Genomic DNA, 26975 nt, shown 5'->3' with positions numbered 1-26975 from the left:
TAATAAGTTTGTAACAAATTCGGAGGTTTTTTTACAAAATGAATTATAAATTGACAAAGACTGTTAGCTACTCCCTTGCAGCATGTGTTTTATTATCGAGCGTTTCACTTTGCTCAGATGCTGCTAGTACTACTTCTGGTGTCAGCTCTATCTCTAGTACGACTGGAGTTTTAGAGGAGACAGAGTATTCCGCATATGCGGGAGCACAGCTTTCAGTTAACGATATGCTTGCTAATGCTACTGCTATTTCAGCAGAGACACAGTTAGCTGATAATGATGCTAGTACAGTATCTTCTTCAGACAATCCATATGCTGATATTGCTATCGCTCAGGTAGATAATTACGTTTATATTAGAGAGTCAGCTTCAGCAGATAGCGAATATGTTGGTAAATTATATAACAATTCAGCTGCAACAGTTTCTGAGACTGTAGATACAGACGATGGACAGTGGCTCAAAATAACATCTGGAGATGTTACAGGATATGTTAAAAGTGAGTATGTAGTTCAGAATGATGAAGAACTTGCAAAGTCAGTATCTAGACGACTTGCTATTGTTAAAACTACTACTCTTTACGTTAGAGAGGAAGCTACTACAGATTCAGACGTAATTGATCTTCTTCCAGAAGGAGACGATTTAACAGTTATCGATGAATCAATGGTAGATACAGGCTGGGTAAAGGTTACATGTAATGCTGGTGAAGGTTATATCTCAACAGATTATATAGAGCTTTCAACAGACTTTACAGTTGCTGAATCTAAGAATGCAGAAATTGCTCGTTTAGCAAAAGAAGAAAGAGAGAAAGAAGAAGCACAGGCAGCAGCTCAGAGAGCTACTCAGGCTGCAGCAGCAGTTTCTAACTCATCATCATCTTCTTCTTCTGGAACAACCTATGCAGCACCATCTGGATCATCAGGAAGTTCAGTAGTAGCCTATGGTTCACAGTTCGTTGGTAATCCATATGTATATGGTGGTACATCACTTACAAATGGTACTGACTGTTCAGGTTTTGTTATGAGTGTTTACTCAGCATTTGGTGTAAGCCTTCCACATTCATCATCAGCACTTCGTAGCGTTGGTTATGGTGTATCATATGATGAGATGCAGCCAGGTGATATCGTATGTTATTCAGGTCATGTTGGTATTTATGCTGGTAATGGACAGCTCCTTCATGCATCTACATACAGAACAGGTATTACATACTCAAATGTAAACTACAAGAATATCTTAGCAATCAGAAGAATATTCTAATTCAAATTAATAATTAATAGGGCATCTTCAGATGCCCTATTTTTGATTTATAGAATTCTTATTATTAAAGGATGTAGTAGAAGTTTTATTGAATTATAGAAAAGCCACATCTGGATACACGTGTGATTTATATAATATTGAATGTATTTTATCTTCAATTGTCAGATAATAGAATTTAAATTCTTTTACTTTAATCTTAAAAAGTGCACAAAAAAATAAAAAGTTAAAAATACATATAATATAGATTAATGTGTATATACAAAATTTTATCAACAGATGTTCACACTTTCTTCACGTAAAAATGAACTTGTAAACGTGTTATCCACTTTATCCACCATAATTGTGAAAAAGGAAATGGAGTTATCCACAATTCACATAAACGAATGTTTTGGTTCAATTCTACAAATGTTGGCAATTTGTCGGAATTACTTGACTTTATTGCTGATATACTATTTTCAGATATAAATGTGTATTTACTGACAATATTTCGAATTATACTTCAGTTCACAATAGCTTCATATTTGTCCATCATCATATTAATTTGTAAATTTGCATAAATAAATATAAGTTTCCTATTTCATTTTTTGGTTATTTATATTAGAATGGGCATAGGTTATGTGTAATTGTATGCAAAAAAGGGTTTTTGCATTGTTTATATTGCATATAAAAGTAGGAGGTATTCGATATGATTTCGAATCAGATTATGCAAAATACAATAGAAGGGCTGCATCAGCTTACAAAAATAGATTTGGCTGTTATGGACTCTGAGGGGGTTGTTTGTGCAGCTACTTTCACGGAAACTGCACAACTAGCAGACGCTGTATCAGTTTTTGCAGCATCAGAGGCCGATAGTCAGGTGGCTTTGGGATATCACTTTTTCAAGGTGTTTGATGATCAGCAGCTTGAATTCGTTATTTTAGCTCAAGGAGATGGGGAACAAGCATCTACAATTGGCAAAATCGCGGCATTCCAAATCCAGGAGTTGATGATTGCCTATAAGGAACGCTTTGATAAAGATAATTTCATCAAGAACTTATTATTAGATAATTTGCTTCTTGTGGATATTTATAATCGTTCTAAAAAACTTCACGTAGATATTAACGCTCGAAGAGTAGTAATGATTGTGGAAGTTGGCCCAGATAAGGATGGTGACGAATTAGATAGAGTTCGTTCTGTCTTTGGCGGCAAAACAAAGGACTTTGTTACTGCTGTTGATGAGCATAATATTATTGTAGTAAAGGAATTAGGCGAGAATGACAGCTACAGTGATATCGACAAGATTGCTGCTGTTATTATCGATGCATTCCACGATAAGAATTCAAAAGAAATCAGAGTGTCATACGGAACTGTTGTTGGCGAAATAAAAGAAGTATCACGTTCTTATAAAGAAGCGTCTATGGCTATGGATGTTGGTAAAATATTCTTCAACGACAAACGTGTTATAGCATACTCTGCTCTTGGAATAGGTCGTCTTATTTATCAGTTGCCAATTCCTCTTTGCAAAATGTTTATTTCGGAGATTTTTGAAAATAAATCACCAGATGATTTTGACGAAGAGACTTTGACAACTATCAGCAAATTCTTTGAGAATAGCTTAAATGTATCTGAGACATCTAGACAGCTATATATCCACAGAAATACTTTAGTATATCGTTTGGACAAGCTTGAAAAGAGCACGGGGTTAGATTTAAGAGTATTTGAAGATGCAATTACTTTCAAAATTGCACTTATGGTAGTAAAATACATGAAGTATATGGAGGATGAAAAGTTCTAAATATTACTTTACAGTTATTCAGCGGAAAGAGGTAATTAATATTGATACGATTAGATCATGTTAGTAAATCGTACGAAGTTGGGAAACCAGCTCTAGAGGATGTAACTATACATATTGATCCAGGAGAATTTGTTTTTGTTGTTGGTGATAGTGGCTCTGGTAAATCTACACTTATTAGATTATTACTTAAAGAATTAGAGCCTACAAAGGGTAAAATATACATCAATGGTCAGGACCTTAAAAAGGTTACCCACAAAAAGATTCCAAAGTATAGACGTAATGTTGGAGTAGTCTTCCAGAATTTCAGACTTCTTCCAGATAGAAATGTTTATGAAAATGTTGCCTTTGCAATGAAGGTAGTTGAATCTCCAAATAGAGAGATTAAGAAAAAGGTTCCTACTATTTTATCTCTAGTAGGACTTGCAGCTAAATACAAATCTAGACCAAGTCAGCTTTCTGGTGGAGAACAGCAGAGAGTGGCTATTGCTAGAGCTCTTATTAATGAGCCAAAAATTATTTTGGCAGATGAACCTACTGGTAATTTGGACAATGATAATACATGGGAAATTATGAAGCTACTTGAGGAAATCAATCAGCGAGGAACTACAGTAGTTGTTGTTACCCATAATATGGAAATTGTTAGAGCAATGAATAAGCGAGTTATCACCATTAAAAAAGGCGTGGTAGTAAGTGACGTTGGAGGTGATGACTATGAAGATTAGTACCCATATTTACAACATTGGACAGGGTATTAAAAACGTATGGAGAAATAAACTCTTTTCGTTGGCGTCTATAGCAACTATGTCTGCATGCATATTCTTATTCGGTATTTTTTACTCATTAGGAACTAATTTCCAGGCAATGCTTAAAGAAGCAGAAGAAGGCGTAGCTGTTACTTGTTTCTTTGATAAAGGAATTACTCAGAATCGTATAGATGAGATTGGTAATGAAATAGCAAAGCGCCCAGAGGTTTCAAAATATGAGTTCGTTTCTGCTGAAGATGCTTGGGAAGAATATAAGAGCATTTACTTCGCAGGACACGAAGATGCTGCTGATAGTTTTGCAGATGATAATCCTCTTGCAGAATCAGCTAACTATGAAATCTATTTGAGCGATGTTTCGATGCAGTCTACTTTGGTTTCATATCTTGAGAGTCTAGATGGCGTTCGACAGGTAAATAAATCAGAGGTTGCTGCCAAAACTTTTACAGATATTAACAGAGCCATCACAATAATATCAATGGCGATTGTTACAATTCTTCTATTCGTTTCTGTATTCTTGATTAGTAATACAGTTATGGTAGGTATTTCCGTACGAAAAGAAGAAATTGCTATTATGAAATTAATTGGAGCTAAGGATGCCTTCGTTAGACAGCCATTCGTTGTTGAGGGTATTTTTATCGGCTTGATTGGCTCGATTATTCCACTAGTTCTTCTATTCTTTATTTATGAGAAAGTAATTTCTTATGCAGCGAGTGAGTTCAATTTCTTGAGTGATATGGTATCTTTTATACCAGTAGAAACTATATTTAAAACCCTTGTACCAGTGTCATTAGTGCTTGGCGTTGGAATAGGTTGGGTTGGCTCGAGATTTACTTTGCATAAGCATTTGAGAGTTTAGCTATTATAAATAATAGGGGAGTGCCTTGGCGATTGCTGAGGCACTTTTGTATATAAGGATTTTTACTTAAATGGAAAGGCGTATAAAAATGTGTGAGGATATTGAGGAGGTCTCAATAGAAGAGACTGTAGAAAAGAAGAGTACAAAAAAGTGGCCTATATTTCTAGCTGCTGTTTTGGGAATAGCATTAGGTGCAGCTATAACCTTAGGTATATTATTTGCAGTTGGAACAGTTAACAAAAAGTCAGCGGTTACATCATCAACAGTTGGCGAGAACGCAAAGCTAAGCTCATTAATCCAATTGATTAAAGACTACTATTATATAGATGTTGATGATGAAACTTTACAGAATGGATTGTATGAGGGCTTATTTGAAAGCTTAGATGATCCATACTCAGAGTATTATACAGAAGATGAATACGACGAATTAATGTCTACCTTGTCCGGCAACTATGCTGGAATTGGAGCTCTTCTTCAAAAAAATATAGAAACTGGTGAGGTTAATATAACAAAGGTATACAGTGACACACCAGCAGAAAAAGCCGGCTTGCAGGCTGGTGACAGTATTGTTTCAGCAGATGAATACCTAGCTGTGGATATGGATTTGGATGAATTTGTTCAACATATTCGTGGAGAGGAAGGCACATCTGTTGCCCTTGTTATTTCTCGTGATGGCGAGGAAATGACAATTACATGCGAGAGAGAAACTATTGCTACTCCTACAGTCGAATCAAAGATGTTAGAGAATAATATAGGCTATATTGCAGTATCTCAATTTACAGAGAGTACGTATGATGATTTTGTTGAAGCCTATGAGGATTTGGAATCTCAGGGAATGACTGCTGTCGTTTTTGATATGAGAAATAATGGTGGCGGACTTGTTGATTCAGTTGTAAAAATTTTAGATTATCTTCTTCCAGAGGGTACTGTGGTTTACACAATGGATAGAAATGATTATAAGGTTGAATATTCTTCGGATGCAGATAACTACAAAGATATTCCAATGGCAGTTTTGGTCAATGGAAATACAGCATCGGCAGCTGAAATATTTACAGGTGCTATTAGGGACTTTGAGTATGGTACAATTATAGGAACTCAAACCTATGGTAAAGGAATTGTCCAGTCTACAATAGATTTGGGGGATGGAACAGCAGTAAAAATTACAACCTCTAGATATTACACACCAAGTGGAGAATGCATACATGGCAAAGGTATTACTCCTGACATAGTCCTTGAATATGAGTTCCTTGGTGGAGAGAATGAGGCCTATAGCATAGAATATGATAATCAGCTACAAAAAGCGTTGGAAGTACTGGGGGAATAAATGCTATTTTGTAGGCGGGCAACTGTAAATAATTAGGTAGAGTATAAATAGCCTGTAACTATCAAGCTCTGAGTGCTGCTGCGCGAGACATGTTAGTCGAGTAAAGCTGCACTCAGGCTTGAGAGTGTAACAGGCGAGACAAAGGTGGTGATTTCGTGATAGAACTAGATCAGTTCAAGGTGCGACTAACGTCGCAAAAAAATTCTATGACGGAAGTGAGGGATTCACTTTGACGTCGCAGCTAAAAAGGCTCGAATTGAAGAGCTAGAGCGAGAGATGGAGGCTCCTGATTTTTGGACAGATGCTAACGCGTCCACTGCAAAGATGAAAGAGCTAAAATCAATGAAGGACGACGTAGCTGTCATAGATAAACTTGATGATTTATATAAAGAAATTGAAGACTACATAGAGCTTGGAAACGAAGAAGAGGATCAGGAAATCGTCGATACGGTTGCTGTCCTTATAGAAGAATTCGAAGCTTCACTTGAAAGTCTAAGAATGAAAACATTGTTATCTGGAGAATATGATAGTGATAACGCTATTGTCACCTTACACTCAGGTGCTGGTGGTGTAGAGGCTTGTGACTGGGTACAAATGCTATACAGAATGTATACCCGTTGGGCTGGCGATGCAGGCTTTTCTGTGGATGAGCTGGACTATCAAGAGGGTGACGAGGCAGGTATTAAATCTGTTACCTTCCAGGTTAATGGAGAAAATGCGTATGGATATCTTAAATCCGAGAAAGGAATCCATAGACTGGTTCGAATTTCTCCATTTAATGCCCAGGGCAAACGACAGACTTCTTTTGCCAGCTGTGATGTAATGCCTGATATTGAAGAAGACGTTGATGTTGAGATTCGTGATGAAGATATTCGAATTGATACATATCGTTCTTCAGGCGCAGGTGGACAGCATATCAACAAAACGAGTTCGGCAATTAGAATTACCCATTTTCCTACTGGTATAGTAGTTACCTGCCAAAATGAACGAAGCCAATTCCAAAATAAAGACAAGGCAATGCAGATGTTGAAAACCAAGTTATTGCTTTTAAAGCAAGAGGAAAATGCTGCCAAGGCTAGTGGTATCCGAGGCGAGGTTTCTGACATTGGCTGGGGTAATCAAATTCGTTCCTATGTCCTTCAACCATATACCATGGTCAAGGATCTTAGAACAGGTGAAGAGTCTGGAAATGCAGATGCAGTGCTAGATGGTAAGCTTACACCATTCATGAATGCGTATTTAAAATGGCTCTCTTTAGGCTGCCCTGATAGAGGCGCAATGGAAACAGAATAAAATTTGACACTTTAATTTAATAAAGTACTTGAAAATAGGTAGTATTTAATGTTATTATCTTCTGAGCGTGTACAAATGTTTTTGTACAAAAGACACTAGGAGGAGCTATGGCAGAGAAGACTACCTATTTTGTTTTAAAGGAAAAGGCTGTGCCTGAAGTATTACTTAAGGTTGTAGCAGCAAAAAAGCTTATTGATACAGGGAAATGTGACTCAGTACAAGAGGCTACAGAGCAAGTTGGTATTAGCAGAAGCTCTTTTTATAAGTACAAAGATGACATTTTTCCATTTCATGAGGATACTAAGGGCAAAACCATAAATATGGTAATTCAGCTTGAGGATGAACCAGGAATTCTATCAAGAGTTCTTGATGTTATGGCTAATTCCCGCGTGAATATTTTAACTATTCATCAGAGTATACCGGTTAATGGTTTTGCAACACTTACAATTTCGGTGGATATTTTGGAAGATTCAGGAGATTTTACCGATTTAATCAGCGCCATTGAGAATGTGGAAGGCGTACACTACGTAAAAATATTAGCAAGGGAGTGACAAGATGAAAGCAGCAATTATGGGATACGGAACAATTGGTTCTGGTGTGGCAAAAGTTTTAGACACAAATAAAGATATCATCAAGGCCAGACTTGGCGAAGAGCTTGAGCTTAAATATATCTTGGATTTGAGGGATTTTCCTGGTGATCCACATGAGGATTGTTTCGTAAAAGACTACAAGAAAATAGCAAAAGATAAAGACGTTCAAATCGTTGTTGAAACCATGGGTGGGGTTGAGCCTGCATTTACATTTGTAAAAGAAATGCTTGAAGCTGGAAAGTCGGTCACTACTTCAAATAAAGCCTTGGTTGCAGACAAGGGCGCAGAGCTCATGGAAATTGCAGAGAAAAATAATGTTAACTTCGTATTTGAGGCAGCAGTAGGCGGCGGAATTCCAATTATTAGAACACTAACAGCTTGCTTGACTGGTGATGTTATCGAAGAAATCGATGCTATCTGCAATGGAACAACTAATTACATGCTTACAAACATGGAACAGTTTGGAAGCGATTATAATGAGATTTTGGCAGAAGCACAGTCATTAGGATATGCAGAAAAGGACCCTACAGCTGATGTAGAAGGACATGATAGCTGCCGTAAAATTGCTATTCTTACTTCATTAGTATCAGGAAAAAATGTAGACTTTAATGAAATTCCAACTGAGGGAATTAGCAAAATCTCTTCAACAGATTTTAGATATGCAAAAGCAATGGGGTGCAGTATTAAACTTATTGCTCGTAGCGTAAAGGTTGGAGATACATATTCCTGCAGAGTTGCTCCATTTTTAATTAAGCCTGAACAAATGCTGTACCATGTGGCAGGCGTTATGAATGCTGTTTCTGTAAAAGGCAATATGCTTGGAGAATCAATGTATTATGGAGCTGGTGCAGGCGCTCTTCCTACAGCATCTGCAGTAGTTGGAGATATGGTTTTCTTGGCTAGAAATACTAATAGACACGTTAAAATTGGTTGGGATCATGAAAAACTTGAATTAGCTGATTCTGCAAAGCAAGAATATAGATTCTTTGTTAGAACATCTGCATTGCAATCAAACATTGAAAACGAATTCGACAAAGTAGAGTATTCAAACTTAGACTTAGATGAAGAAGTTGGATTTGTTACTCAGCTTATGACAGAGGCAGAGTTTGATGAGCGTGCTGCTGCTCTTGGTGGTGTTAAACAGGTTATAAGAGTATTTTAGCTTTTTAGGAGAAGAATTATGTATATTACTTGCTTAGATTTAGAAGGGGTTTTAGTTCCTGAAATATGGATTGCTTTTGCGGAGGCTACTGGTATTCCAGAATTGAAAAAGACAACAAGAGATGAGCCTGATTATGACAAGCTTATGAACTATAGAATTGAAATTCTAAAGGAGCATGGTCTTGGACTCAAAGAAATTCAAGAAACAATAGCAAAAATAGATCCACTTCCAGGGGCAAAAGAATTTTTAGACAAATTAAGAGCACATGGACAGACAATAATTATTAGTGATACTTTTTCGCAATTTGCAGGTCCTTTAATGGAAAAGCTTGGTATGCCTACTATTTTCTGCAACGAACTAATTGTTGGAGCTGATGGAGAGATAACAGGCTATAAAATGCGCTGCGAAAAAAGCAAGCTTACAACAGTCAAAGCTTTACAGTCCTGTGGATTTGAGACAATAGCAAGTGGCGATAGCTTTAATGATTTGGCAATGATTCAGGCTTCAAAAGCAGGATTCTTATTTAGAACAACTGAGGCAATAAAAAAAGATTACCCTCAATATCCAGCCTTTGAAGAATATGATGATTTGTATAATGCTATAATAAATGCACAAAAATAATTTGCTTCCCCTTAATGGGGAAGCTTTTTTTATGCAAATAAACGATTATTACTTAATTTGAAATGCCGTGAAATAGGTTATTATAGGTAATTGTGTACATAGTATTTCTATTTTGTGAAAAATGTATGTTGAATTTTACCCATGTGAGGTGTATTATTAGTATACAAAGTAAATAAATGCCCGTGAGAGATGAGAATGTGGCTGCGACTTAACATAAGGTGATTCTTGTGTATTTCTAGGCATGTTCTTTTTTTGTGCCTAGGGATTGGAAGATTACTATGAGGGAGTATAAGTAATGCACAGAGAGTTTATCGATAAACTGGAAGCAAATCCAGTTATTGCAGCCATAAAGGATGACGAGGGATTGGAGCATGCTATTGCATCTGATTGTGAGATAATATTTATCTTGTATGGGGACGTTTGTTCAATTCCAAGAATTGTACAAAAAATAAAAGATGCAGACAAAGTAGCGATGGTACATTTGGATCTGATTGCAGGACTAAATAATACCAAGGATATCTCCGTTGACTTTATAAAAAATAATACTGTGGCAGACGGTATTATTACAACAAAGGGGAATCTTATCGGAAGGGCAAAGGAGTTGGGTCTATATTCGGTACTTAGATATTTCGTAATCGATAGCATGGCACTTGTTAACATTGAAAAACAAGACAGGCACGGGATATCTCAGCCGGATGTCATCGAAATCCTTCCAGGAATAGTCTTACCAAAGATTATAAAAAGGGTTAAATCTGTTAGCCGAGTCCCTGTTTTGGCAGGAGGCTTGATTTCAGATAGGGATGATGTTATGAATGCGCTTAATAATGGGGTGCTTGCTGTATCTACCACCAATGAAAAGGTATGGCAGCTTTAAGCGTAGCTAATTAGGACTCACTTCAAAAGTAACTTGCTAATGCCAAAGGCAAAAAGGAGGAGTAATAATGGCAAAATACGTAATGGCTCTCGATGCCGGAACAACAAGTAACAGATGTATCCTTTTCAATGAAAAGGGCGAGATGTGCTCTGTTGCACAGAAGGAATTTACACAGTATTTCCCACAGCCAGGTTGGGTTGAGCATGATGCAAACGAAATCTGGCAGACACAGCTTTCAGTTGCTCGTGAAGCAATGAGAAAAGTAAACGCTAAATCAGAGGATATCGCAGCAATCGGTATCACAAATCAGCGTGAAACTGTTATTGTTTGGGATAGAGCTACAGGACAGCCTATCACACATGCAATCGTATGGCAGTGCCGTCGTACAGCAGACTTTGCTGAGCAGATGAAGGGAAAGATTCCAGGTATCGTTGAAAAATTCCAGCAGAAGACAGGTCTTAAATTTGACCCATATTTCTCAGGAACAAAAATCCGTTGGATTCTCGATAATGTTGAGGGCGCTCGTGAGAGAGCTGAAAAAGGCGAGCTTTGCTTCGGTACTGTAGATTCTTGGTTGATCTACAAGCTTACAAAGGGCAAAGTACATGTTACAGATTATTCAAATGCAAGCCGTACATTATTGTTCAACATCAACACACTTGAGTGGGATGATGAGCTTTGCCAGATTCTTGAGATTCCAAAGAGCATGCTTCCAGAGGTTAAACCTTCAAGCTGCATCTATGGAGAATCAGATCCAGAATTCTTTGGTGGTCCTATCCGCATCGCTGGTGCTGCTGGTGATCAGCAGGCAGCTCTTTTTGGACAGACATGCTACAACGAAGGCGAAGCAAAGAACACATATGGTACAGGTTGCTTCATGCTTATGAATACAGGTGAGAAGCCAATCTTCTCTAAGAACGATCTTCTTACAACTATCGCTTGGGGACTTGATGGCAAGGTTACATATGCACTTGAAGGCTCTGTATATGTTGCTGGCGCTGCTATCCAGTGGTTACGTGATGAGTTAAAGATTGTTGATTCTTCTCCAGATTCAGAGTACTTTGCTACTCGTGTTAAGGATACAAATGGTTGCTACGTAGTACCTGCATTTACAGGTCTTGGCGCTCCTTATTGGGATCCATATGCACGTGGAGCAATCACAGGACTTACACGTGGTGTTAATAAATATCACCTCATCAGAGCTACTCTTGAGTCACTTGCATATCAGACATATGACGTACTTCATGCTATGGAGCTTGATTCAGGCAAGCACCTTACAGCATTAAAGGTTGACGGTGGTGCATCAAACAACAACTTCTTGATGCAGTTCCAGTCAGATATTATTAATACTGACGTTCTTCGTCCAAGCTGTGTTGAGACAACAGCTATGGGTGCTGCTTACTTAGCAGGTCTTGCAGTTGGCTATTGGAAGAGCAAAGAAGACGTTATCAAGAACTGGTCAGTTGACCGTGAGTTCAAGCCAGAGATGACAAATGCTGACAGAACAGCTGCTATCAAGGGATGGTCAAAGGCTGTTGCTGCAACAAGAGGCTGGGCTAAAGAGTAAATAAAACAACTTAAAAAGGGGGTAAAGTTTTTATGAATCCAATTTATGTAGGTGAGTTTATTGGTACTATTTTACTTGTACTTCTTGGCGATGGCGTTTGCTGTAACGTTTCATTGAACAAATCAGGCTTCAAGGGCGGCGGAGCAGTTCACATCCTCATCGGTTGGGGAATGGCTGTTATGGTTCCTGCATTTGCAATGAGCAACTTTACTGGATGTCCATCAGCTTTTAACCCAGCAGTTACAATTGGCCTTGCTATCAGAACAGGCGACTGGAGCACAGCAGGCGGCCAAATAGTAGCTCAGATGCTTGGTGGTTTTGTAGGTGCAGCTATCCTTATGCTTCTTTATCATGATCACATTAAGGAAACAGCTGATGATGCAGTAGTTAGAGGATGCTTCTGTACAGCACCTTCAATTCCTAATCAGTTCCTTAACTTTATGTCAGAGTTTGTAGCTACATTCGTACTTGTATTTACACTTGCACTTATTCCAGCAGGTACAGACCGTGTTGTTTGGCCACTTGTATACGGTGTAATCGTTGCTTGCGGCGCTTCATTCGGTGGATTAACAGGATACGCAATGAATGCAGCAAGAGATACAGCTCCTCGTATTGCTTATCTTTGCCTTGCACCAAACTTTGGCAAGAAGAATGGTAACTGGTCATATGGCTGGATTCCAGCTGTAGCACCTATCTGTGGTGGTGTTGTTGCTTCTTTACTTTACAATGCACTTGCAGCAGCTCAGATGTTTGGCTAATTAGTCATTCACAGAATTACAATGTTTGTATTGTAATATAAGTTCAGTATTCAATACTGTAACCATTTATTTTACAACTTTATTATTGATACACTGAGGATTGGAGTCGGTATTGAACGCATGATGAGATGCGTCTAATTGCCGACTCCTTTTCTTAATGAATAAACATTTTTAGTTAGGAGAAAAAACTATGTTGTATGATGTCATAATCATAGGCGCAGGCGTTTCTGGTAGCGCAATTGCAAGAGAACTCTCACGCTATGAGGCAAATGTCTGTGTTTTGGAAAAATGTGAAGATGTATGTGAGGGAACGTCAAAGGCAAATTCAGCAATTGTGCATGCAGGCTTTGATGCTGCTGCTGGATCATTGATGGCAAAATTAAATGTACGAGGAAATGAAATGATGGACGACCTTTGCCGTGATTTGGACATTCCGTTCAAAAGAAATGGTTCTATGGTTGTTTGCATTCATAAGGAAGCTCTTCCTGGTCTTCAGGAGCTCTATGACAGAGGAATAAAAAATGGTGTAAAGGATATGAGAATCCTTAGCCGTGAAGAGGCTCTTGAAATGGAACCAAATCTTTCAGACAACGTAGAAGGAGCTTTATATGCACCAACTGGCGGTATTATTTGTCCATTCAAGCTTTGCATTGCGATGGCAGAAAATGCAAATGTAAACGGAGTCGATTTTAGATTTAATACAAAGGTTGAGGCTATCAAAGCCGGTGAAGACGGACTATGGCACATTCGCACCAACAATGGTGAGTATGTTTCAAAATATGTAGTAAATGCAGCAGGTGTATATTCTGGTGTTATCCACAATATGGTTAGCCAGGACGACGACAAAATAGAAATTATTCCAAGACGTGGTGACTACTGCTTGCTTGATAAAGAAGTTGGAAATCATGTTAGTCACACTATTTTTCCACAGCCAACAAACCTTGGAAAAGGTGTTCTGGTATCTCCAACAGTTCATGGAAATCTTATTGTTGGACCTACAGCTATTGATATTGATGACAAAGAGGGAACAAACACAACAGCTGCTGGAATCAATGATTTAATTGCAAAGGCAAATGACCATGTAAAGAATCTTCCAATGAGAAAGGTTATCACATCATTTGCAGGTCTTCGTGCCCATGAAGCTCGCCATGAGTTCATCATCGGAGAAGTAAAGGGTGCAAAGCACTTTATTGATTGCGCTGCAATCGAATCGCCAGGACTTACATCTAGCCCAGCCATCGGAGAAATGGTTGGAAATATGTTAAAGGATATGATGGGACTTACACCAAAGACTAATTGGATTAGCACTAGAAAAGATGTAATGAACCCAGCAGACCTTTCAGTTGAAGAAAGAAATGAGTTAATTAAGAAAAATCCAGCATATGGTAACATTATTTGCCGCTGCGAGTCTATATCAGAGGGAGAAATTCTTGATGCAATTCACAGACCTTTAGGTGCTCGTTCGCTTGACGGAGTAAAGAGAAGAACGAGAGCTGGAATGGGAAGATGTCAGGCAGGTTTCTGCTCTCCAAAAACTATGGAGATACTCCATAGAGAGCTCGGCCTCGATTATGAAGAGATTACAAAGAGTGGTGGAAAGTCAAATATTGTAATCGAGCGCACAAAGAATCAGAAGGGAGGCGAGCAGTAATGATGAATTACGATATTGTTATTGTTGGCGGCGGCCCAGCAGGACTCGCAGCTGCTGTTGCAGCAAGAAATGCCGGCGTAGATAAAATTCTTATTTTAGAGAGAGATAAGGAATTAGGAGGCATTCTTAACCAGTGCATCCACAATGGTTTTGGACTTCACACATTTAAAGAAGAGCTTACAGGCCCAGAATATGCATATAGATTTATTGAGAAGGTTCTTGATGCAAAAATCGAGTATAAACTCAACACAATGGTAATGGATATTTCTGAGGACCGTGTGGTAACAGCCATGAGTCGTGAAGATGGAATGTATCAGATAAAGGCTGGAGCTGTTATTCTTGCAATGGGATGCCGTGAGCGTCCAAGAGGGGCATTAAACATTCCTGGCTACAGACCAGCGGGAATTTTCTCAGCAGGTACAGCACAGCGCCTTGTAAACATTGAAGGCTATATGCCAGGCCGTGAGGTTGTTATCTTAGGCTCTGGTGATATTGGACTTATTATGGCTCGTCGAATGACTCTTGAGGGAGCAAAGGTTAAAGTTGTTGCAGAACTTATGCCATATTCAGGTGGCTTAAAGAGAAATATCGTTCAGTGTCTTGACGATTTTGGCATTCCTCTTAAACTTTCCCACACAGTCGTTGACATCGAAGGTAAAGAGCATGTAACTGCAGTTACAATTGCAGAGGTTGATAACAAGGGCAAACCAATTCCTGGTACAGAGGAGAGATATACATGTGATACACTTCTCCTTTCTTGCGGACTTATTCCTGAGAATGAGCTTTCTAGAAATGCAGGAGTTGAGATGAGTCCAATCACAAGCGGCCCTGTTGTAAATGAATCTCTCGAGACTAACATTCCTGGTGTATTTGCTTGTGGTAATGTACTTCATGTACATGATCTTGTTGACTATGTTTCTGAGGAAGCAGATAGAGCTGGTCAGAATGCAGCTAAATTTGTTAAGGGTCAGCTTTCAGATGCAAAAGCTGATATCGAGATTGTGGCTACAGAAGGCGCTCGTTACACAGTTCCATCTACTATCAATGTGGATAGAATGGATGACAAGCTTACAGTTCGTTTCCGTGTAGGTGCTGTATATAAGGACTCTTACGTAAGTGTTTACTTTGATGATGAGAGAGTAATGCACAACAAGAAACGTATTATGGCACCTGGTGAAATGGAACAGGTTATTTTGCTTAAAGATAAACTAAAAGAGAAGTCAGGGCTTAAGAAAATAACTGTAAAAATAGAGGATAACTAAGGAGGCAGAAGATAAATTATGGAAAAGAGAGAATTGACATGTATCGGCTGCCCAATGGGTTGTGCCATTACAGTAGAATTAGAAAAAGGAGAGGTAATCTCAGTTACAGGAAACACCTGTAAAATCGGTGAGAATTATGCAAAAAATGAGGTTACACATCCAGAACGTACAGTTACTTCAACTGCTATAATTCTTGGTGGTGATAAACCACGTGTATCGGTTAAGACAAAATCAAATATTCCAAAGGATAAAATTGGTGCTGTCATGAAAGAAATTGATGCAGCAGTAATGAAAGCGCCAGTTCATATTGGTGATGTAGTAGTTAAAAATGTATGCGGCACAGGTGTAGATGTTGTTGCCACAAGAAATGTAGAAGTTAAATAATATAACAATTATGGCCCTCCCCTTGAAGGGAGGGCATTTTTGTGCTTATTTGGCTGAGCCCAACTATTACTTGCTTTTTCAACCCCTAATTGAATATACTTAATAAAGAATTTAATCAGAGGAGATTCTTGATTATGAAAAAAAGAATAATTGGTCTCGATATCCTCAGGGATATTGGAGTTATTTTTATATTTCTGTATCATTTCTGTATAGAGTACATTAATTTAGCCCATGGCACGGATCCTATTATGCCATCCGTCAATTATTTTGCTAATATCTGGGCGCGTCCAGCTAGCTTATTTTTGTTTATTATATCTGGTTATGCTCTTATGTATAATCATGAGAATGAATTAAGCATAAAAGAATACTACATTAGAAGATTCAAAGGTTTGTTTATTCCTTTTTATATCGCATATACGATAATGTTTCTTGTGTATTTCGCAGCTAATAATGTTGCAGCAGGTAGTACATCTCCATTATATATGTTCGTATTTACAATATTGGGCGTTGATGCCATGGTTCAGGAAATGAGTGGTGGACTAGGGTTTTATCTAATTGGCGAATGGTTTATGTCATGTATTGTGGCTTGCTATTTGCTCTTCCCGTTATTTGCAAAGTTAATCAAAAAATTTAAATATACAATTTTTGCTGTTTTAGTTGCTTGGAATATATTATTGCTATTTTTCTTTAATCCATTTGATATTCAAGTGGAGCACAATCCACTATTTGTTTTTTTATACTTCTTTGTTGGAATGCTCCTTTATGAGTTAGTTGGAAAAAAGGAAATTTCAAAAACAACTAGGATTATTTGTGCAGTTGTTTCTGTGGCAATATTTGTATATTTATTGATTGCTGGCTATACTGCGATTTTCCCAGTAGTTTTAGACCAGCCCTTTGAGATAATCTGTGTAATTTGGTCGATAACTATGTTTCTTGCTATAAGAGATGTGGATATCTCTCCTGAAAAGAAAATATATAAAGTTATCGCCTATATTTCAGGTATCAGCTGGTATGTTATTTTGACACACCACATCATTATCACCTTATTATTTAGGCATTATGACATTTCATTATATAGTCGCCGTGAGACTTTTACGATGTTATTACTGTCCATCGCATTGACATGGGCATCATCCGCGCTGGTGAGATATTTCACAAACCGTGTAAAGAAATGTTTATAATTGAAAAGTAAAAATAGCCTGTAGTAAACAATCTCATAGATTACTCAAGCGAAACGTGTGTTGAGCGGAGTAATACTATGGATTGTTTGCGTAACAGGCGAGAAAAAACCTATAGGAGTACACAACATGGATATTACTAAACAGATTGCAGCAGAACTTCAGGTGCGTCCGGCGCAGGTTGAGGCTGCAGTGAAATTATTAGATGAAGGAAATACGGTTCCATTTATTTCTCGATATAGAAAGGAAGCTACAGGCGGCCTTAATGATGAGCAGCTTAGAGCACTTTCAGAGAGACTTACTTATTTACGTAACTTAGAGGATAAAAAAGCCACATGCCTTGCTTCAATCGAGGAACAGGGGCTTCTCACAGAGGAACTGAAAAAAGCAATACTTGAGGCTACAACACAGGTTGCAGTTGATGATTTATATCGTCCATACAGACCAAAGCGCCGCACTCGAGCTACTATCGCAAAGGAAAAAGGCTTAGAGCCTCTTGCAAATATTATTATTCTTCAGATGACAGATAAGTCCCTTGAAGAGGAAGCGAAAGCATTTATCAATCCAGAAAAAGAGGTCAATACTCCGGAGGAAGCTATTGCTGGCGCTTGCGATATCATTGCAGAGAGTATTTCTGATGATGCGGATTACCGTACATGGATTCGTGAAAAGACTTTCAAAAATGGTCGTATTGTATCAAAGGCAAAGGATGCTGAGGCTGAGTCTGTATATGAGAATTACTATGATTATGATGAGGCTATCGCAATGCTTCCAGGTCATAGAATTCTTGCTCTTAATCGTGGAGAAAAAGAGAAAATCCTTAAGGTCTCAATTGAGGCTCCAGTAGAGGATATTCTCAAGTATCTCGAAAAGAAAATTATCAGCCGAGATAACGTAAATACGAATCAAGCTTTACAGGCTACAATTGAGGACGCATATACAAGACTTATTGCTCCATCAATTGAAAATGAAATTAGAAACAATCTTACAGAGATGGCTGAGGATGGAGCTATCAAAGTATTCGGAAAGAATCTCACACAGCTTCTTATGCAGCCACCTATTGCAGGCCGTGTTGTTCTTGGTTGGGACCCAGCTTTCAGAACAGGATGCAAAATTGCAGTAGTTGATGCTACAGGAAAGGTTCTTGATACTACAGTTGTTTATCCAACTGCGCCTCAGAACAAAGTTGAGGAAACTAAGAAAGTAATCAAGGCTCTCATTAAAAAGTATAATGTTTCGCTCATTTCTCTTGGAAATGGTACTGCAAGCCGTGAGTCAGAGCAGATTATTGTAGATATGCTTAAAGAGATTCCAGAAAAGGTTGAGTATATTATTGTAAATGAAGCAGGCGCTTCAGTTTACTCTGCAAGTAAGCTTGCTACAGAAGAGTTCCCTAACTTTGATGTAGGACAGCGTAGTGCCACATCTATGGCCCGTCGACTTCAGGATCCACTTGCAGAGCTTGTAAAAATCGATCCTAAATCAGTTGGTGTTGGACAGTACCAGCACGATATGAATCAAAAGAAGCTTGATGAGACTCTTGCAGGTGTAGTAGAGACATGCGTTAATGCTGTAGGTGTAGATCTTAATACTGCTTCAGCATCATTATTAGAATACGTTTCAGGTATCAACAAAACTTTAGCTAAAAACATCGTTGCTTATAGAGAAGAGAATGGTAGATTCAATTCTCGTGCAGAGCTTAAAAAGGTGCCTAAGCTTGGGCCTAAAGCATTTGAGCAGTGTGCAGGTTTCATGAGAATTACAGGTGGTAGAAATCCACTTGATTCCACAGCTGTACATCCAGAAAGCTACGATGCGGCAAAGGCTCTCCTTGAAAAACTCGGGTTTGATGTAAAGGATATTGCAGCAGGCACTCTTAAAGAAATCCACAAGAGTATCGCCGATATCAAGGCGTTATCCACAGAGCTTGGTGTTGGCGAAATGACACTTGAGGATATCGTAAAAGAATTAGAAAAGCCAGGACGTGATCCTCGTGAGGATATGCCAAAGCCAATCCTAAAGAGTGATGTTCTTGAGATGAAGGATTTAAAGCCAGGCATGCAGCTCAAAGGAACTGTACGAAATGTAATTGATTTTGGTGCATTTGTTGATATTGGCGTTCATCAGGATGGTCTTGTGCACATTTCGCAGATGACTGACCGTTATATTAAGCATCCTCTTGAAGTAGTATCTGTAGGAGATATCGTTGATGTAGAGGTTCTTTCAGTTGATGAGAAAAAGGGCAGAATTGCCCTTACCATGAAATTAAATAAAAATAAATAGCTTAAAGGTTTTCGTATAATGCACATATATTACACGTGCAAATTATGCAACTATACGAAATAATACCCTAAGAAGCACAATTTGTTGACATTGTTGTAGAAAATACCTATACTTTTCCATGTAAAGAAAAGTAACAATGAGTTAGCTTTTTAGGAGAAATGGTTAATGAGTGAGTCGTTAGGGGTTTCGGCTCACTCTTTTTTTGCCTTCCTCCTGACTACGACACAAAAGGGGGACACTGCATAGTGGCGCCCCTTTTTATAATGGGGTTGAATAATTGTATTTTTTTGTTCTTATTTATGGTAAAATACACTATATATAGGGAGAAAAATTATGACTAATATTAAATTTAGCACCAAGATTACAGATGACGATTTATATAGATACAATATGCATTATGCCTACACACACAATCAGGGCATTCTTTCAGTTGTTCTGTTTGTTTTATTGATTGTGGTGTGGATATTGCGTTTTCCACAGTTGAGACTTGTTTATCAGGTTATGTATCCAGCTGTTGCATTTGTGTTTCTGATTTACATACCAATGAGCCTTAAACTTAAATCAAAGGCGCAGATGACCCAGGAAGTTTTTCAGCATCCTTTGACATATGAGCTTGCTGATTCGGGTATTATTATCTCATCACCTACTACTGACGAACCAGCTGAGCTTCCATGGGAGTATGTATACAAAATTTCCACATGGAAGGGCTATTTACTTATCTATAGTAATCGAGTAAATGCATATATTATTCCTATGGCAGATATTGCCGAGGATTATGACAATATAAAAGAGTACATTAAACAGCATGTAGAGGATTATAAGTTACAACTAAAATGATAGAAATAATAGAAACTAATTCACCAGAAGAAACAGAAGCTCTAGGTCAAAGGCTTGCATCGCAAGCGACTCCAGGACAGGTATTTACTTTAATTGGAGACTTGGGTGTTGGTAAAACAGTTTTTACACAAGGCTTTGCTACAGGTCTTGAAATAGATGAGCCTATTTGCAGTCCTACTTTTACAATCGTTCAAGTGTACGATACTGGTAGGTTGCCATTTTATCATTTCGATGTATACCGCATAGGCGATATCGAAGAGATGGACGAAATCGGCTATGAGGACTATATATATGGAGATGGCGTCTCACTTATTGAGTGGGCTAATCTTATAGAAGAGATTTTACCAGACGAATATACTCAGGTAACAATCGAGAAAAATTTAGAAAAAGGATTTGACTATCGCAAAATTACGATAGAAACTATTTCACGTTAGACTATGAAGATTTTAGGAATTGATGGCTCAGGTCTTGTTGCATCTGTTGCCATTGTTGAGGACGACAATTTAATTGGAGAGTACACCACAGGATATAAAAAGACTCATTCTCAGACATTGCTTCCAATGTTGGACGAGCTTAAAAAGATGGTGGAATTAGATTTATATACTGTTGATGCCATTGCAGTTGCCGCTGGTCCAGGCTCTTTTACTGGGCTTCGTATTGCATCTGCTACAGCGAAGGGGCTGGGGCTTGCCCTTGGGTGTCCTATCGTATCTGTGCCAACAGTCGATGCTCTCGCCTTCAATATGTGGGGGGCATCTGGGGTGATTTGCCCTATTCTCGACGCTAGACGTGGTCAAGTTTATACTGGCATTTATGAGTTCTTAGAGGATGGCCAGTTTAATGTTATCAAAGAGCAATGCGCTCTGGATTTCCATGATATTGCAAAGGAAATTAATACTATTGGTAGACCTGTTACCTTCCTAGGGGACGGGGTACCTGTGTTCAAAGAATTAGTTGCTTCCGAGGTTAAGGTCCCTTATAGGTTTGCACCTGCTCATCTTAACAGACAGCATGCTTCTTCAGTGGCAGCCTTAGGCTGTATCTATTATGAGAATGGTGATATTGAGACGGCCGCAGACCATAGACCTGAATATTTGAGACTGTCCCAGGCAGAACGTGAACGCATGGAAAAGGAAGGAAAAGCTTAATGGCTTTTACATTTAGATTTGCAACAGAGAAGGACCTGACAAATATTGTTGATATAGAAAATGCATCAATGAGTTGTCCCTGGTCCTTTTGTTCTTTTGATGAGGCTATATGTTCGTCGCATGCATTTGTAATTGTGGCAGAGGAAGAAGGAATTATTGTCGGCTATAGTGTGTTTTATCTGACACCGCCAGAATCCGAACTTCCGGATATAGTCGTTAAGGAAACCTGCCGTGGTAGAGGGCTAGGTCGTCAACTTTTGGAGTATTCAATCAAAGAACTAAAATCTCGAGGAATAGAAACAATCTTTCTTGAGGTTAGAGTATCCAATATGCCGGCTCGTAGCTTGTATGAGCATATGGGCTTCGAAGAAATCGGCATTCGCAAATATTTCTACAGCAATCCAGTCGAGGATGCTGTATGTATGAGGTTAGATATATAGATGTTAGATGTATGTTTGTTAGGAACAGCAGGAATGATGCCGTTGCCAAATCGATGGTTGACATCTTGTCTGTTTAGATTTAACGGTGAAGGTCTACTTGTGGATTGCGGTGAAGGCACCCAAGTGGCCCTTCGGGAAGCAGGGTTTTCGCCAAATCCTATTTCGGTGATTTGCTTGACTCATTATCATGCCGATCACGTTAGTGGACTGCCGGGATTCCTACTTTCAATGGGCAATTCGGATCGCACTGACCCGATTACGATTATTGGACCAAAAGGTCTTGAAAGAGTAGTTAACTCTCTCAGAGTAATTGCTCCAGAGCTTCCATTTCAAATTAATCTAATAGAAATAACTGAGCCTGATCAGAGAATTGAAATCCTTGGGTATCAGATACATGCATTTAAGGTTAATCATAATGTACTTTGTTATGGATATACTATTGATATTCCTAGAAAAGGCAGATTTGATGTAGAGAATGCGAAGGCTCTTAACATTCCGGTTCAATTGTGGAATCCTTTACAGAAGGGCAATTCAGTTGAGTATGATGGCAAGGTTTATACACCGGACATGGTTATGGGAAAAGCTCGAAAAGGAATTAAAGTTACATATTGTACAGACACTAGACCAACCAAATCTTTGGTTGAAGCAGCGACAGATTCGGATCTTCTTATCTGCGAGGGGATGTATGCAGAAAAGGATAAATTGGCCAAGGCTAAGCAAAATAAGCACATGACTTTTTATGAGGCAGCGAAGGTTGCCAGAGATGCAAAGGTTAAAGAGCTTTGGCTCACTCATTATTCACCTTCATTGACGGGGCACAAAAAGTATATGAAAGAAGTCTGTGAGATTTTTCCACAGGCTCACTTGGGAGAAGACGGCAAGTTTTTAGAGCTTGATTTTGTGGAGGAGTAATATGAAAAAGGTACTGCGAATAGGAATAGCGGTAATCTGTATGGCTTCGTTGATTATAGGCTTTTATGCCTATCTGTCACGGAGAAATGCGTCAGCAACAACGCAAGAAGAAGTTGACCTTTCTGAAGTGCAGGCAATAATCAATAAAAATTTTGATACTGATTATCCAGCCACACCTAGAGCAGTAGTTAAATGGTACAATCGAATTATTACAGCCTATTATAGTGAGGACTTTGATCAATCTGAGTTAGAAGAAATGGCTGATCAGGCTCGTAAGCTTATGGATGACGAGCTTCTCCAGTACAATCCGAGAGATACATATTTGGCATCTCTCTCAATGGAGATTGATGATTATCATAATAGAAATAGAGTAATTGTTTCTGCAACAGTCAGTGATTCTAAAGAGGTCCAATACAAAACGGTTAATGGTTATGAGTGTGCCTTTGTAAATGTTTATTACTTTATTAGAGAAGGCAGCCAGTATACAAGGACCTACGAAGATTTTTGCTTGCGAAAAGATTCTAATGGCCATTGGAAAATCCTTACATGGAGGTTGTCTACAGAGGACGAAATAAATGGATACTAAGGAAATAAAAATATTATCTATAGAAAGCTCTTGCGACGAAACTGCAGCAGCTGTAGTTGTAAATGGAAGAGATGTGCGAAGTAACGTAATATCAACTCAGATTCCATTGCATACTCTTTATGGCGGAGTAGTTCCTGAAATTGCATCGAGAAAACACATCGAGAGAATCAATCAGGTAATAGAGCAGGCTTTAGAAGAAGCTGATATGGGACTAGAGGATATTGATGCTATAGCTGTTACCTATGGACCAGGGCTTGTTGGTGCATTGCTTGTAGGTGTTGCAGAGGCAAAGGCTCTTGCTTTTGCAACAGGCAAACCACTTATTGGTGTGCATCACATAGAAGGACATATTAGTGCCAATTATATAGAGAATAAAGAATTAGAACCACCATTCTTGTGCCTTGTAGTATCTGGTGGACATACTCATTTGGTTAGAGTTGCAGATTATGGTAAATATGAAATATTAGGACGCACCAGAGACGATGCTGCGGGAGAAGCTTTTGACAAAGTGGCTCGTGCTATTGGGCTTGGATATCCTGGAGGACCTAAAATTGAAAAGAAAGCCCATGAGGGCGATTCAACTGCTATTCAATTTACACGACCAAAGGTATCTGATGGACTATATGATTTTTCTTTTAGTGGACTTAAATCGCAGGTATTAAATTATATAAATGGCGCTCAAATGAAGGGCGAAACAATTAATGAAGCTGATGTTGCAGCATCCTTCCAACAGACAGTAATTGATACTCTTTGTGAGCATGCTGCTATGGCTATTGACGAGTTCGGCATGGATAAATTTGCGATAGCTGGTGGAGTTGCTTCAAATCAGACATTGAGGGCTGCCATAGAAAAGATGTGTGCAGAAAAAGGGGTGAAGTTCTATCATCCATCTCCAATTTTATGCACAGACAATGCGGCAATGATAGGCGCAGCAGCTTATTATGAATACTTATCAGGTAAACGTGATGGTTGGGATTTAAACGCAATTCCAAATCTTAAATTGGGAGAAAGATAATGAACAAATTCACAGCGATAGTTTTAGCGGCTGGCTCTGGCAAACGTATGGAACAAGAAATTCCAAAACAATATATGGATATTGGTGGAGCACCTTTGATGGTTCACTGTCTACGTACATTTCAAGAAAGCAAATGTACTCAAATAGTCTTAGTTGTTGCCCATGGTGATGTTGAGAAATGTCGCAAGGAAATAATTGAGAAATATCATATAGATAAATGCATAGCTATCGTTGAAGGTGGAGAAGAGCGTTACGATTCTGTTTATGCAGGATTGCAGGCGATTAATGATGGATATGTACTGATACACGACTGTGCACGTGCATTTGTCTCTGTAGATATTATTCATAGATGCATGTCTGCTGTAGCACTTTATGAATCTTGTGTGGTTGGAATGCCAACAAAGGATACGGTCAAAATTACAGATTCGCACAGAAAGGTTCTTGACACACCAGACAGAAGCAATGTATGGATTGTTCAGACTCCACAATGCTTTGAATACAACCTAATTCGTGGCGCTTACGATAAAATCATATCAAAGGCTGAGGAATATTCGGTTACTGATGATGCGATGATAGTTGAGCTGGCAACGGATCATGATGTTCATATGATAGAGGGAGCATATACTAACATAAAAGTTACTACTCCTGAGGATGCCGCTTTTGGAGAGGCAATTCTTAAAAGATGTTAAAAGTATACAAGGATTTACATTAGAAAAAGCAAGCAAATATAAGCATTGTCATAATTTTCTGAATTCGGGGATTTCCGAAAAAACTTATGATTTTTTGTTGACATAATAGGGCACGGATGTTATTATACTATTCGTGTCCGAGAGATACATGCAGAGGTATCGAAGTGGTCATAACGAGGCGGTCTTGAAAACCGTTTGTCCGCAAGGGCGCGTGGGTTCGAATCCCACCCTCTGCGTTTTATAAAAGGTAGTCGCAAATGTGACTACCTTTTTTGTATAATGAGAGCCAGAATCTTATGGTTTATAACCGTATGCATATCTGGCTTTTGTGCTATAAGGGAGGTAAAGTATGCTCTATTTTTCATGTGATTATGCGGAAGGTTGTCATCCTAAAGTGCTTCAGGCTTTAAATGACACAAACATGGTATCCACACCTGGATATGGGGAAGATGAATTTTGCAACAGCGCTAAGGAAAAGATTCGAGATTACATAAAATGTCCTAATGCTGATATTTATTTCCTTGTGGGTGGTACACAGACTAACCAAGTTGTGATTGATTCAATGCTTTCTAACTATGATGGTGTGGTTGCAGCAGATACAGGTCATGTGGCGGTTCATGAGGCAGGGGCTATTGAATATAGTGGTCACAAGGTAATCACATTGCCAGCTCATGAAGGTAAAATTGACGCGTCAGAATTGAAACAGATGTTAATTGATCATTATGCTGATGATAGCGCAGAACATATGGTTAATCCAGGCATGGTGTATATATCGTATCCTACTGAATATGGAACACTTTATTCACGTGAGGAGCTTGATGCTATTTCTTCTATATGTAAGGAATACGAAATGCCATTATTTGTAGATGGCGCACGACTTGCTTACGGTCTTGCTGCTCAGTCGGAATTATCCATGGCAGATATAGCAGCTTTTGCAGATGTTTTCTATATTGGTGGGACTAAAGTTGGAGCACTCTTTGGAGAGGCGGTTGTGTTTACAAAAGGGAATACTCCTAAACACATGATAACCCAAATCAAGCAGCATGGAGCTTTATTGGCAAAGGGGCGTCTACTAGGTTTGCAGTTTGATGCATTATTTACAGATGATTTATATATGTCTATGGGAATAAATGCGGTGAAGCAAGCTGCAATAATACGCGACGATTTAAAGTCCAAAGGTTACAAGCTGTATATGGAGAATCCAACAAATCAGATTTTTGTTGTAATGGAAAATGAAAAGCTTGAATCCTTTGGAGAAAAGGTTGCTTATGGATTTTGGGAAAAGTATGATGAGACCCATACTGTGATCCGAATAGCAACAAGCTGGGCGACCTCAGATAATGCAGTAGAAGAACTCAAGAAAATACTGTGAAAAATATCGAAAAATTAACAAAAAGTTGTTGACACAAAAAGGGCTGAATGCTATTATAAACAAGCTGTCGCGGGAAAGGAAAATAGTTTGAAAAATGAACTATTTCTCTTGAATTAAGACAGAAAAATATAGTAAAAAGTGCTTGACAAAAAGCTTGCCACTTGATACTATAAACAAGCTGACGCAATAGTGCTTCAGCCCTTGATTCTTCAAAGAGAATCAAGAAAATAAAAAACAAAAAGTTGTTGACAAAAAGCTGGCATCGTGATAATATGAACGAGTTGCTGCTGAGGGCAACAACGAAATGAAGATTGATAACTGAACAGTGAAACAAACCTTGAATTAATACAAGTTAATTGGTAACAAGCAAGCTTGTTACTTACAC

At 38.6% G+C, this 26975-nt stretch carries 26 protein-coding genes and 1 tRNA gene; all 27 read left to right on the top strand.

The features are described 5' to 3' along the window. Positions 1-38: 38 nt before the first annotated feature. The 27 genes from E7276_RS10725 to E7276_RS10595 all read left to right on the top strand — a co-directional run bounded on the left by E7276_RS10725 (position 39) and on the right by E7276_RS10595 (position 26590). Positions 39-1250, top strand: coding sequence for a C40 family peptidase (locus E7276_RS10725; RefSeq protein ID WP_294217356.1), 1212 nt, complete (start codon positions 39-41; stop codon positions 1248-1250). 685 nt (positions 1251-1935) lie between these two features. Further along, the gene (locus E7276_RS10720; protein ID WP_294217353.1) at positions 1936-3024 is read left to right on the top strand and encodes a PucR family transcriptional regulator; all 1089 of its coding nucleotides are present in this window, start codon (positions 1936-1938) and stop codon (positions 3022-3024) included. A gap of 41 nt (positions 3025-3065) precedes the next feature. Further along, positions 3066-3746, top strand: coding sequence for a cell division ATP-binding protein FtsE (ftsE, locus tag E7276_RS10715; protein WP_294217350.1), 681 nt, complete (start codon positions 3066-3068; stop codon positions 3744-3746). Further along, positions 3736-4644, top strand: coding sequence for a permease-like cell division protein FtsX (ftsX, locus tag E7276_RS10710; RefSeq protein ID WP_294217347.1), 909 nt, complete (start codon positions 3736-3738; stop codon positions 4642-4644). The genes ftsE and ftsX overlap by 11 nt, the downstream gene beginning before the upstream one ends. A gap of 70 nt (positions 4645-4714) precedes the next feature. Next, on the top strand, positions 4715-5968 hold the full coding sequence (locus tag E7276_RS10705) for a S41 family peptidase (protein ID WP_294217345.1): 1254 nt from the start codon (positions 4715-4717) through the stop codon (positions 5966-5968). Between the two features lie 155 nt (positions 5969-6123). Next, a protein-coding gene (prfB, locus tag E7276_RS10700) for a peptide chain release factor 2 (RefSeq protein ID WP_294217342.1) occupies positions 6124-7261 on the top strand; the annotation gives its coding sequence in 2 pieces (ribosomal slippage) (positions 6124-6198 and positions 6200-7261; 1137 coding nt in all). Between the two features lie 107 nt (positions 7262-7368). Beyond that, positions 7369-7812, top strand: coding sequence for an ACT domain-containing protein (locus tag E7276_RS10695; RefSeq protein ID WP_294217340.1), 444 nt, complete (start codon positions 7369-7371; stop codon positions 7810-7812). 4 nt (positions 7813-7816) lie between these two features. Beyond that, a complete protein-coding gene (locus tag E7276_RS10690) occupies positions 7817-9013 on the top strand; it encodes a homoserine dehydrogenase (protein WP_294217338.1) in 1197 nt (398 codons plus the stop codon). 18 nt (positions 9014-9031) lie between these two features. Then, positions 9032-9634, top strand: coding sequence for a bifunctional phosphoserine phosphatase/homoserine phosphotransferase ThrH (gene thrH, locus E7276_RS10685; RefSeq protein WP_294217335.1), 603 nt, complete (start codon positions 9032-9034; stop codon positions 9632-9634). A gap of 295 nt (positions 9635-9929) precedes the next feature. Beyond that, a complete protein-coding gene (locus E7276_RS10680; protein ID WP_294217332.1) occupies positions 9930-10508 on the top strand; it encodes a glycerol-3-phosphate responsive antiterminator in 579 nt (192 codons plus the stop codon). Between the two features lie 67 nt (positions 10509-10575). After that, positions 10576-12075 (top strand): glycerol kinase GlpK, encoded by a 1500-nt coding sequence (gene glpK, locus E7276_RS10675; RefSeq protein WP_294217329.1) that lies wholly within the window; start codon positions 10576-10578, stop codon positions 12073-12075. Positions 12076-12107: 32 nt separating this feature from the next. Continuing rightward, on the top strand, positions 12108-12833 hold the full coding sequence (locus E7276_RS10670; RefSeq protein ID WP_294217326.1) for an MIP/aquaporin family protein: 726 nt from the start codon (positions 12108-12110) through the stop codon (positions 12831-12833). A gap of 193 nt (positions 12834-13026) precedes the next feature. Then, positions 13027-14484 carry an NAD(P)/FAD-dependent oxidoreductase gene (locus E7276_RS10665; protein ID WP_294217430.1) on the top strand — a complete coding sequence of 486 codons (1458 nt, stop codon included), beginning with the start codon at positions 13027-13029 and terminating at the stop codon, positions 14482-14484. Beyond that, positions 14484-15746 carry an NAD(P)/FAD-dependent oxidoreductase gene (locus E7276_RS10660; protein WP_294217324.1) on the top strand — a complete coding sequence of 421 codons (1263 nt, stop codon included), beginning with the start codon at positions 14484-14486 and terminating at the stop codon, positions 15744-15746. The genes E7276_RS10665 and E7276_RS10660 overlap by 1 nt, the downstream gene beginning before the upstream one ends. Positions 15747-15764: 18 nt before the next feature. After that, on the top strand, positions 15765-16130 hold the full coding sequence (locus E7276_RS10655) for a DUF1667 domain-containing protein (protein ID WP_294217322.1): 366 nt from the start codon (positions 15765-15767) through the stop codon (positions 16128-16130). Between the two features lie 134 nt (positions 16131-16264). Further along, complete coding sequence (locus tag E7276_RS10650) at positions 16265-17311, top strand: acyltransferase family protein (RefSeq protein WP_294217319.1); 1047 nt, start codon at positions 16265-16267, stop codon at positions 17309-17311. Between the two features lie 126 nt (positions 17312-17437). After that, positions 17438-19591 (top strand): Tex family protein, encoded by a 2154-nt coding sequence (locus E7276_RS10645; RefSeq protein WP_294217315.1) that lies wholly within the window; start codon positions 17438-17440, stop codon positions 19589-19591. A gap of 333 nt (positions 19592-19924) precedes the next feature. Continuing rightward, the gene (locus tag E7276_RS10640) at positions 19925-20428 is read left to right on the top strand and encodes a YcxB family protein (protein ID WP_294217312.1); all 504 of its coding nucleotides are present in this window, start codon (positions 19925-19927) and stop codon (positions 20426-20428) included. Beyond that, positions 20425-20862, top strand: a complete 438-nt coding sequence (gene tsaE / locus E7276_RS10635; protein WP_294217309.1) for a tRNA (adenosine(37)-N6)-threonylcarbamoyltransferase complex ATPase subunit type 1 TsaE — start codon at positions 20425-20427, stop codon at positions 20860-20862. Before E7276_RS10640 ends, tsaE begins: the two co-directional genes overlap by 4 nt. 3 nt (positions 20863-20865) lie before the next feature. Further along, a complete protein-coding gene (gene tsaB, locus E7276_RS10630; protein WP_294217302.1) occupies positions 20866-21576 on the top strand; it encodes a tRNA (adenosine(37)-N6)-threonylcarbamoyltransferase complex dimerization subunit type 1 TsaB in 711 nt (236 codons plus the stop codon). Beyond that, complete coding sequence (rimI, locus tag E7276_RS10625; RefSeq protein ID WP_294217300.1) at positions 21576-22016, top strand: ribosomal protein S18-alanine N-acetyltransferase; 441 nt, start codon at positions 21576-21578, stop codon at positions 22014-22016. Before tsaB ends, rimI begins: the two co-directional genes overlap by 1 nt. Continuing rightward, positions 22017-22928: a ribonuclease Z gene (locus tag E7276_RS10620; RefSeq protein ID WP_294217297.1), complete on the top strand. Its 912-nt coding sequence runs from the start codon at positions 22017-22019 to the stop codon at positions 22926-22928. Position 22929: 1 nt separating this feature from the next. Next, positions 22930-23514: a DUF6715 family protein gene (locus E7276_RS10615; RefSeq protein WP_294217295.1), complete on the top strand. Its 585-nt coding sequence runs from the start codon at positions 22930-22932 to the stop codon at positions 23512-23514. Continuing rightward, positions 23504-24529 (top strand): tRNA (adenosine(37)-N6)-threonylcarbamoyltransferase complex transferase subunit TsaD, encoded by a 1026-nt coding sequence (gene tsaD / locus E7276_RS10610; RefSeq protein WP_294217292.1) that lies wholly within the window; start codon positions 23504-23506, stop codon positions 24527-24529. Before E7276_RS10615 ends, tsaD begins: the two co-directional genes overlap by 11 nt. Continuing rightward, the gene (ispD, locus tag E7276_RS10605) at positions 24529-25218 is read left to right on the top strand and encodes a 2-C-methyl-D-erythritol 4-phosphate cytidylyltransferase (RefSeq protein ID WP_294217290.1); all 690 of its coding nucleotides are present in this window, start codon (positions 24529-24531) and stop codon (positions 25216-25218) included. The genes tsaD and ispD overlap by 1 nt, the downstream gene beginning before the upstream one ends. Before the next feature lie 150 nt (positions 25219-25368). Beyond that, positions 25369-25454 (top strand) — tRNA-Ser (locus tag E7276_RS10600). A 113-nt stretch (positions 25455-25567) separates the two neighbouring features. Further along, positions 25568-26590 carry a threonine aldolase family protein gene (locus E7276_RS10595; protein ID WP_294217287.1) on the top strand — a complete coding sequence of 341 codons (1023 nt, stop codon included), beginning with the start codon at positions 25568-25570 and terminating at the stop codon, positions 26588-26590. Positions 26591-26975: the final 385 nt, after the last annotated feature.

The sequence above is a fragment of the Pseudobutyrivibrio sp. genome, from assembly GCF_015057185.1.
Classification (GTDB): domain Bacteria; phylum Bacillota; class Clostridia; order Lachnospirales; family Lachnospiraceae; genus Pseudobutyrivibrio.
Note: the sequence above shows the minus strand (reverse complement) of the source record. Positions and strands in the feature narration are given on the sequence as shown.

Excerpts from the sequence above, each read along its gene's own strand:
- E7276_RS10670 (WP_294217326.1), top strand. The coding sequence starts at position 12,108 with ATGAATCCAATTTATGTAGGTGAGTTTATTGGTACTATTTTACTTGTA.
- E7276_RS10615 (WP_294217295.1), top strand. The coding sequence starts at position 22,930 with ATGAAAAAGGTACTGCGAATAGGAATAGCGGTAATCTGTATGGCTTCG.
- rimI (WP_294217300.1), top strand. The coding sequence starts at position 21,576 with ATGGCTTTTACATTTAGATTTGCAACAGAGAAGGACCTGACAAATATT.
- E7276_RS10595 (WP_294217287.1), top strand. The coding sequence starts at position 25,568 with ATGCTCTATTTTTCATGTGATTATGCGGAAGGTTGTCATCCTAAAGTG.
- E7276_RS10620 (WP_294217297.1), top strand. The coding sequence starts at position 22,017 with ATGTTAGATGTATGTTTGTTAGGAACAGCAGGAATGATGCCGTTGCCA.
- E7276_RS10650 (WP_294217319.1), top strand. The coding sequence starts at position 16,265 with ATGAAAAAAAGAATAATTGGTCTCGATATCCTCAGGGATATTGGAGTT.
- E7276_RS10655 (WP_294217322.1), top strand. The coding sequence starts at position 15,765 with ATGGAAAAGAGAGAATTGACATGTATCGGCTGCCCAATGGGTTGTGCC.
- thrH (WP_294217335.1), top strand. The coding sequence starts at position 9,032 with ATGTATATTACTTGCTTAGATTTAGAAGGGGTTTTAGTTCCTGAAATA.
- E7276_RS10720 (WP_294217353.1), top strand. The coding sequence starts at position 1,936 with ATGATTTCGAATCAGATTATGCAAAATACAATAGAAGGGCTGCATCAG.
- E7276_RS10725 (WP_294217356.1), top strand. The coding sequence starts at position 39 with ATGAATTATAAATTGACAAAGACTGTTAGCTACTCCCTTGCAGCATGT.
- ispD (WP_294217290.1), top strand. The coding sequence starts at position 24,529 with ATGAACAAATTCACAGCGATAGTTTTAGCGGCTGGCTCTGGCAAACGT.
- E7276_RS10640 (WP_294217312.1), top strand. The coding sequence starts at position 19,925 with ATGACTAATATTAAATTTAGCACCAAGATTACAGATGACGATTTATAT.
- E7276_RS10680 (WP_294217332.1), top strand. The coding sequence starts at position 9,930 with ATGCACAGAGAGTTTATCGATAAACTGGAAGCAAATCCAGTTATTGCA.
- E7276_RS10695 (WP_294217340.1), top strand. The coding sequence starts at position 7,369 with ATGGCAGAGAAGACTACCTATTTTGTTTTAAAGGAAAAGGCTGTGCCT.
- tsaE (WP_294217309.1), top strand. The coding sequence starts at position 20,425 with ATGATAGAAATAATAGAAACTAATTCACCAGAAGAAACAGAAGCTCTA.
- E7276_RS10645 (WP_294217315.1), top strand. The coding sequence starts at position 17,438 with ATGGATATTACTAAACAGATTGCAGCAGAACTTCAGGTGCGTCCGGCG.
- tsaD (WP_294217292.1), top strand. The coding sequence starts at position 23,504 with ATGGATACTAAGGAAATAAAAATATTATCTATAGAAAGCTCTTGCGAC.
- E7276_RS10690 (WP_294217338.1), top strand. The coding sequence starts at position 7,817 with ATGAAAGCAGCAATTATGGGATACGGAACAATTGGTTCTGGTGTGGCA.
- E7276_RS10660 (WP_294217324.1), top strand. The coding sequence starts at position 14,484 with ATGATGAATTACGATATTGTTATTGTTGGCGGCGGCCCAGCAGGACTC.
- glpK (WP_294217329.1), top strand. The coding sequence starts at position 10,576 with ATGGCAAAATACGTAATGGCTCTCGATGCCGGAACAACAAGTAACAGA.
- tsaB (WP_294217302.1), top strand. The coding sequence starts at position 20,866 with ATGAAGATTTTAGGAATTGATGGCTCAGGTCTTGTTGCATCTGTTGCC.
- E7276_RS10705 (WP_294217345.1), top strand. The coding sequence starts at position 4,715 with ATGGAAAGGCGTATAAAAATGTGTGAGGATATTGAGGAGGTCTCAATA.
- ftsX (WP_294217347.1), top strand. The coding sequence starts at position 3,736 with ATGAAGATTAGTACCCATATTTACAACATTGGACAGGGTATTAAAAAC.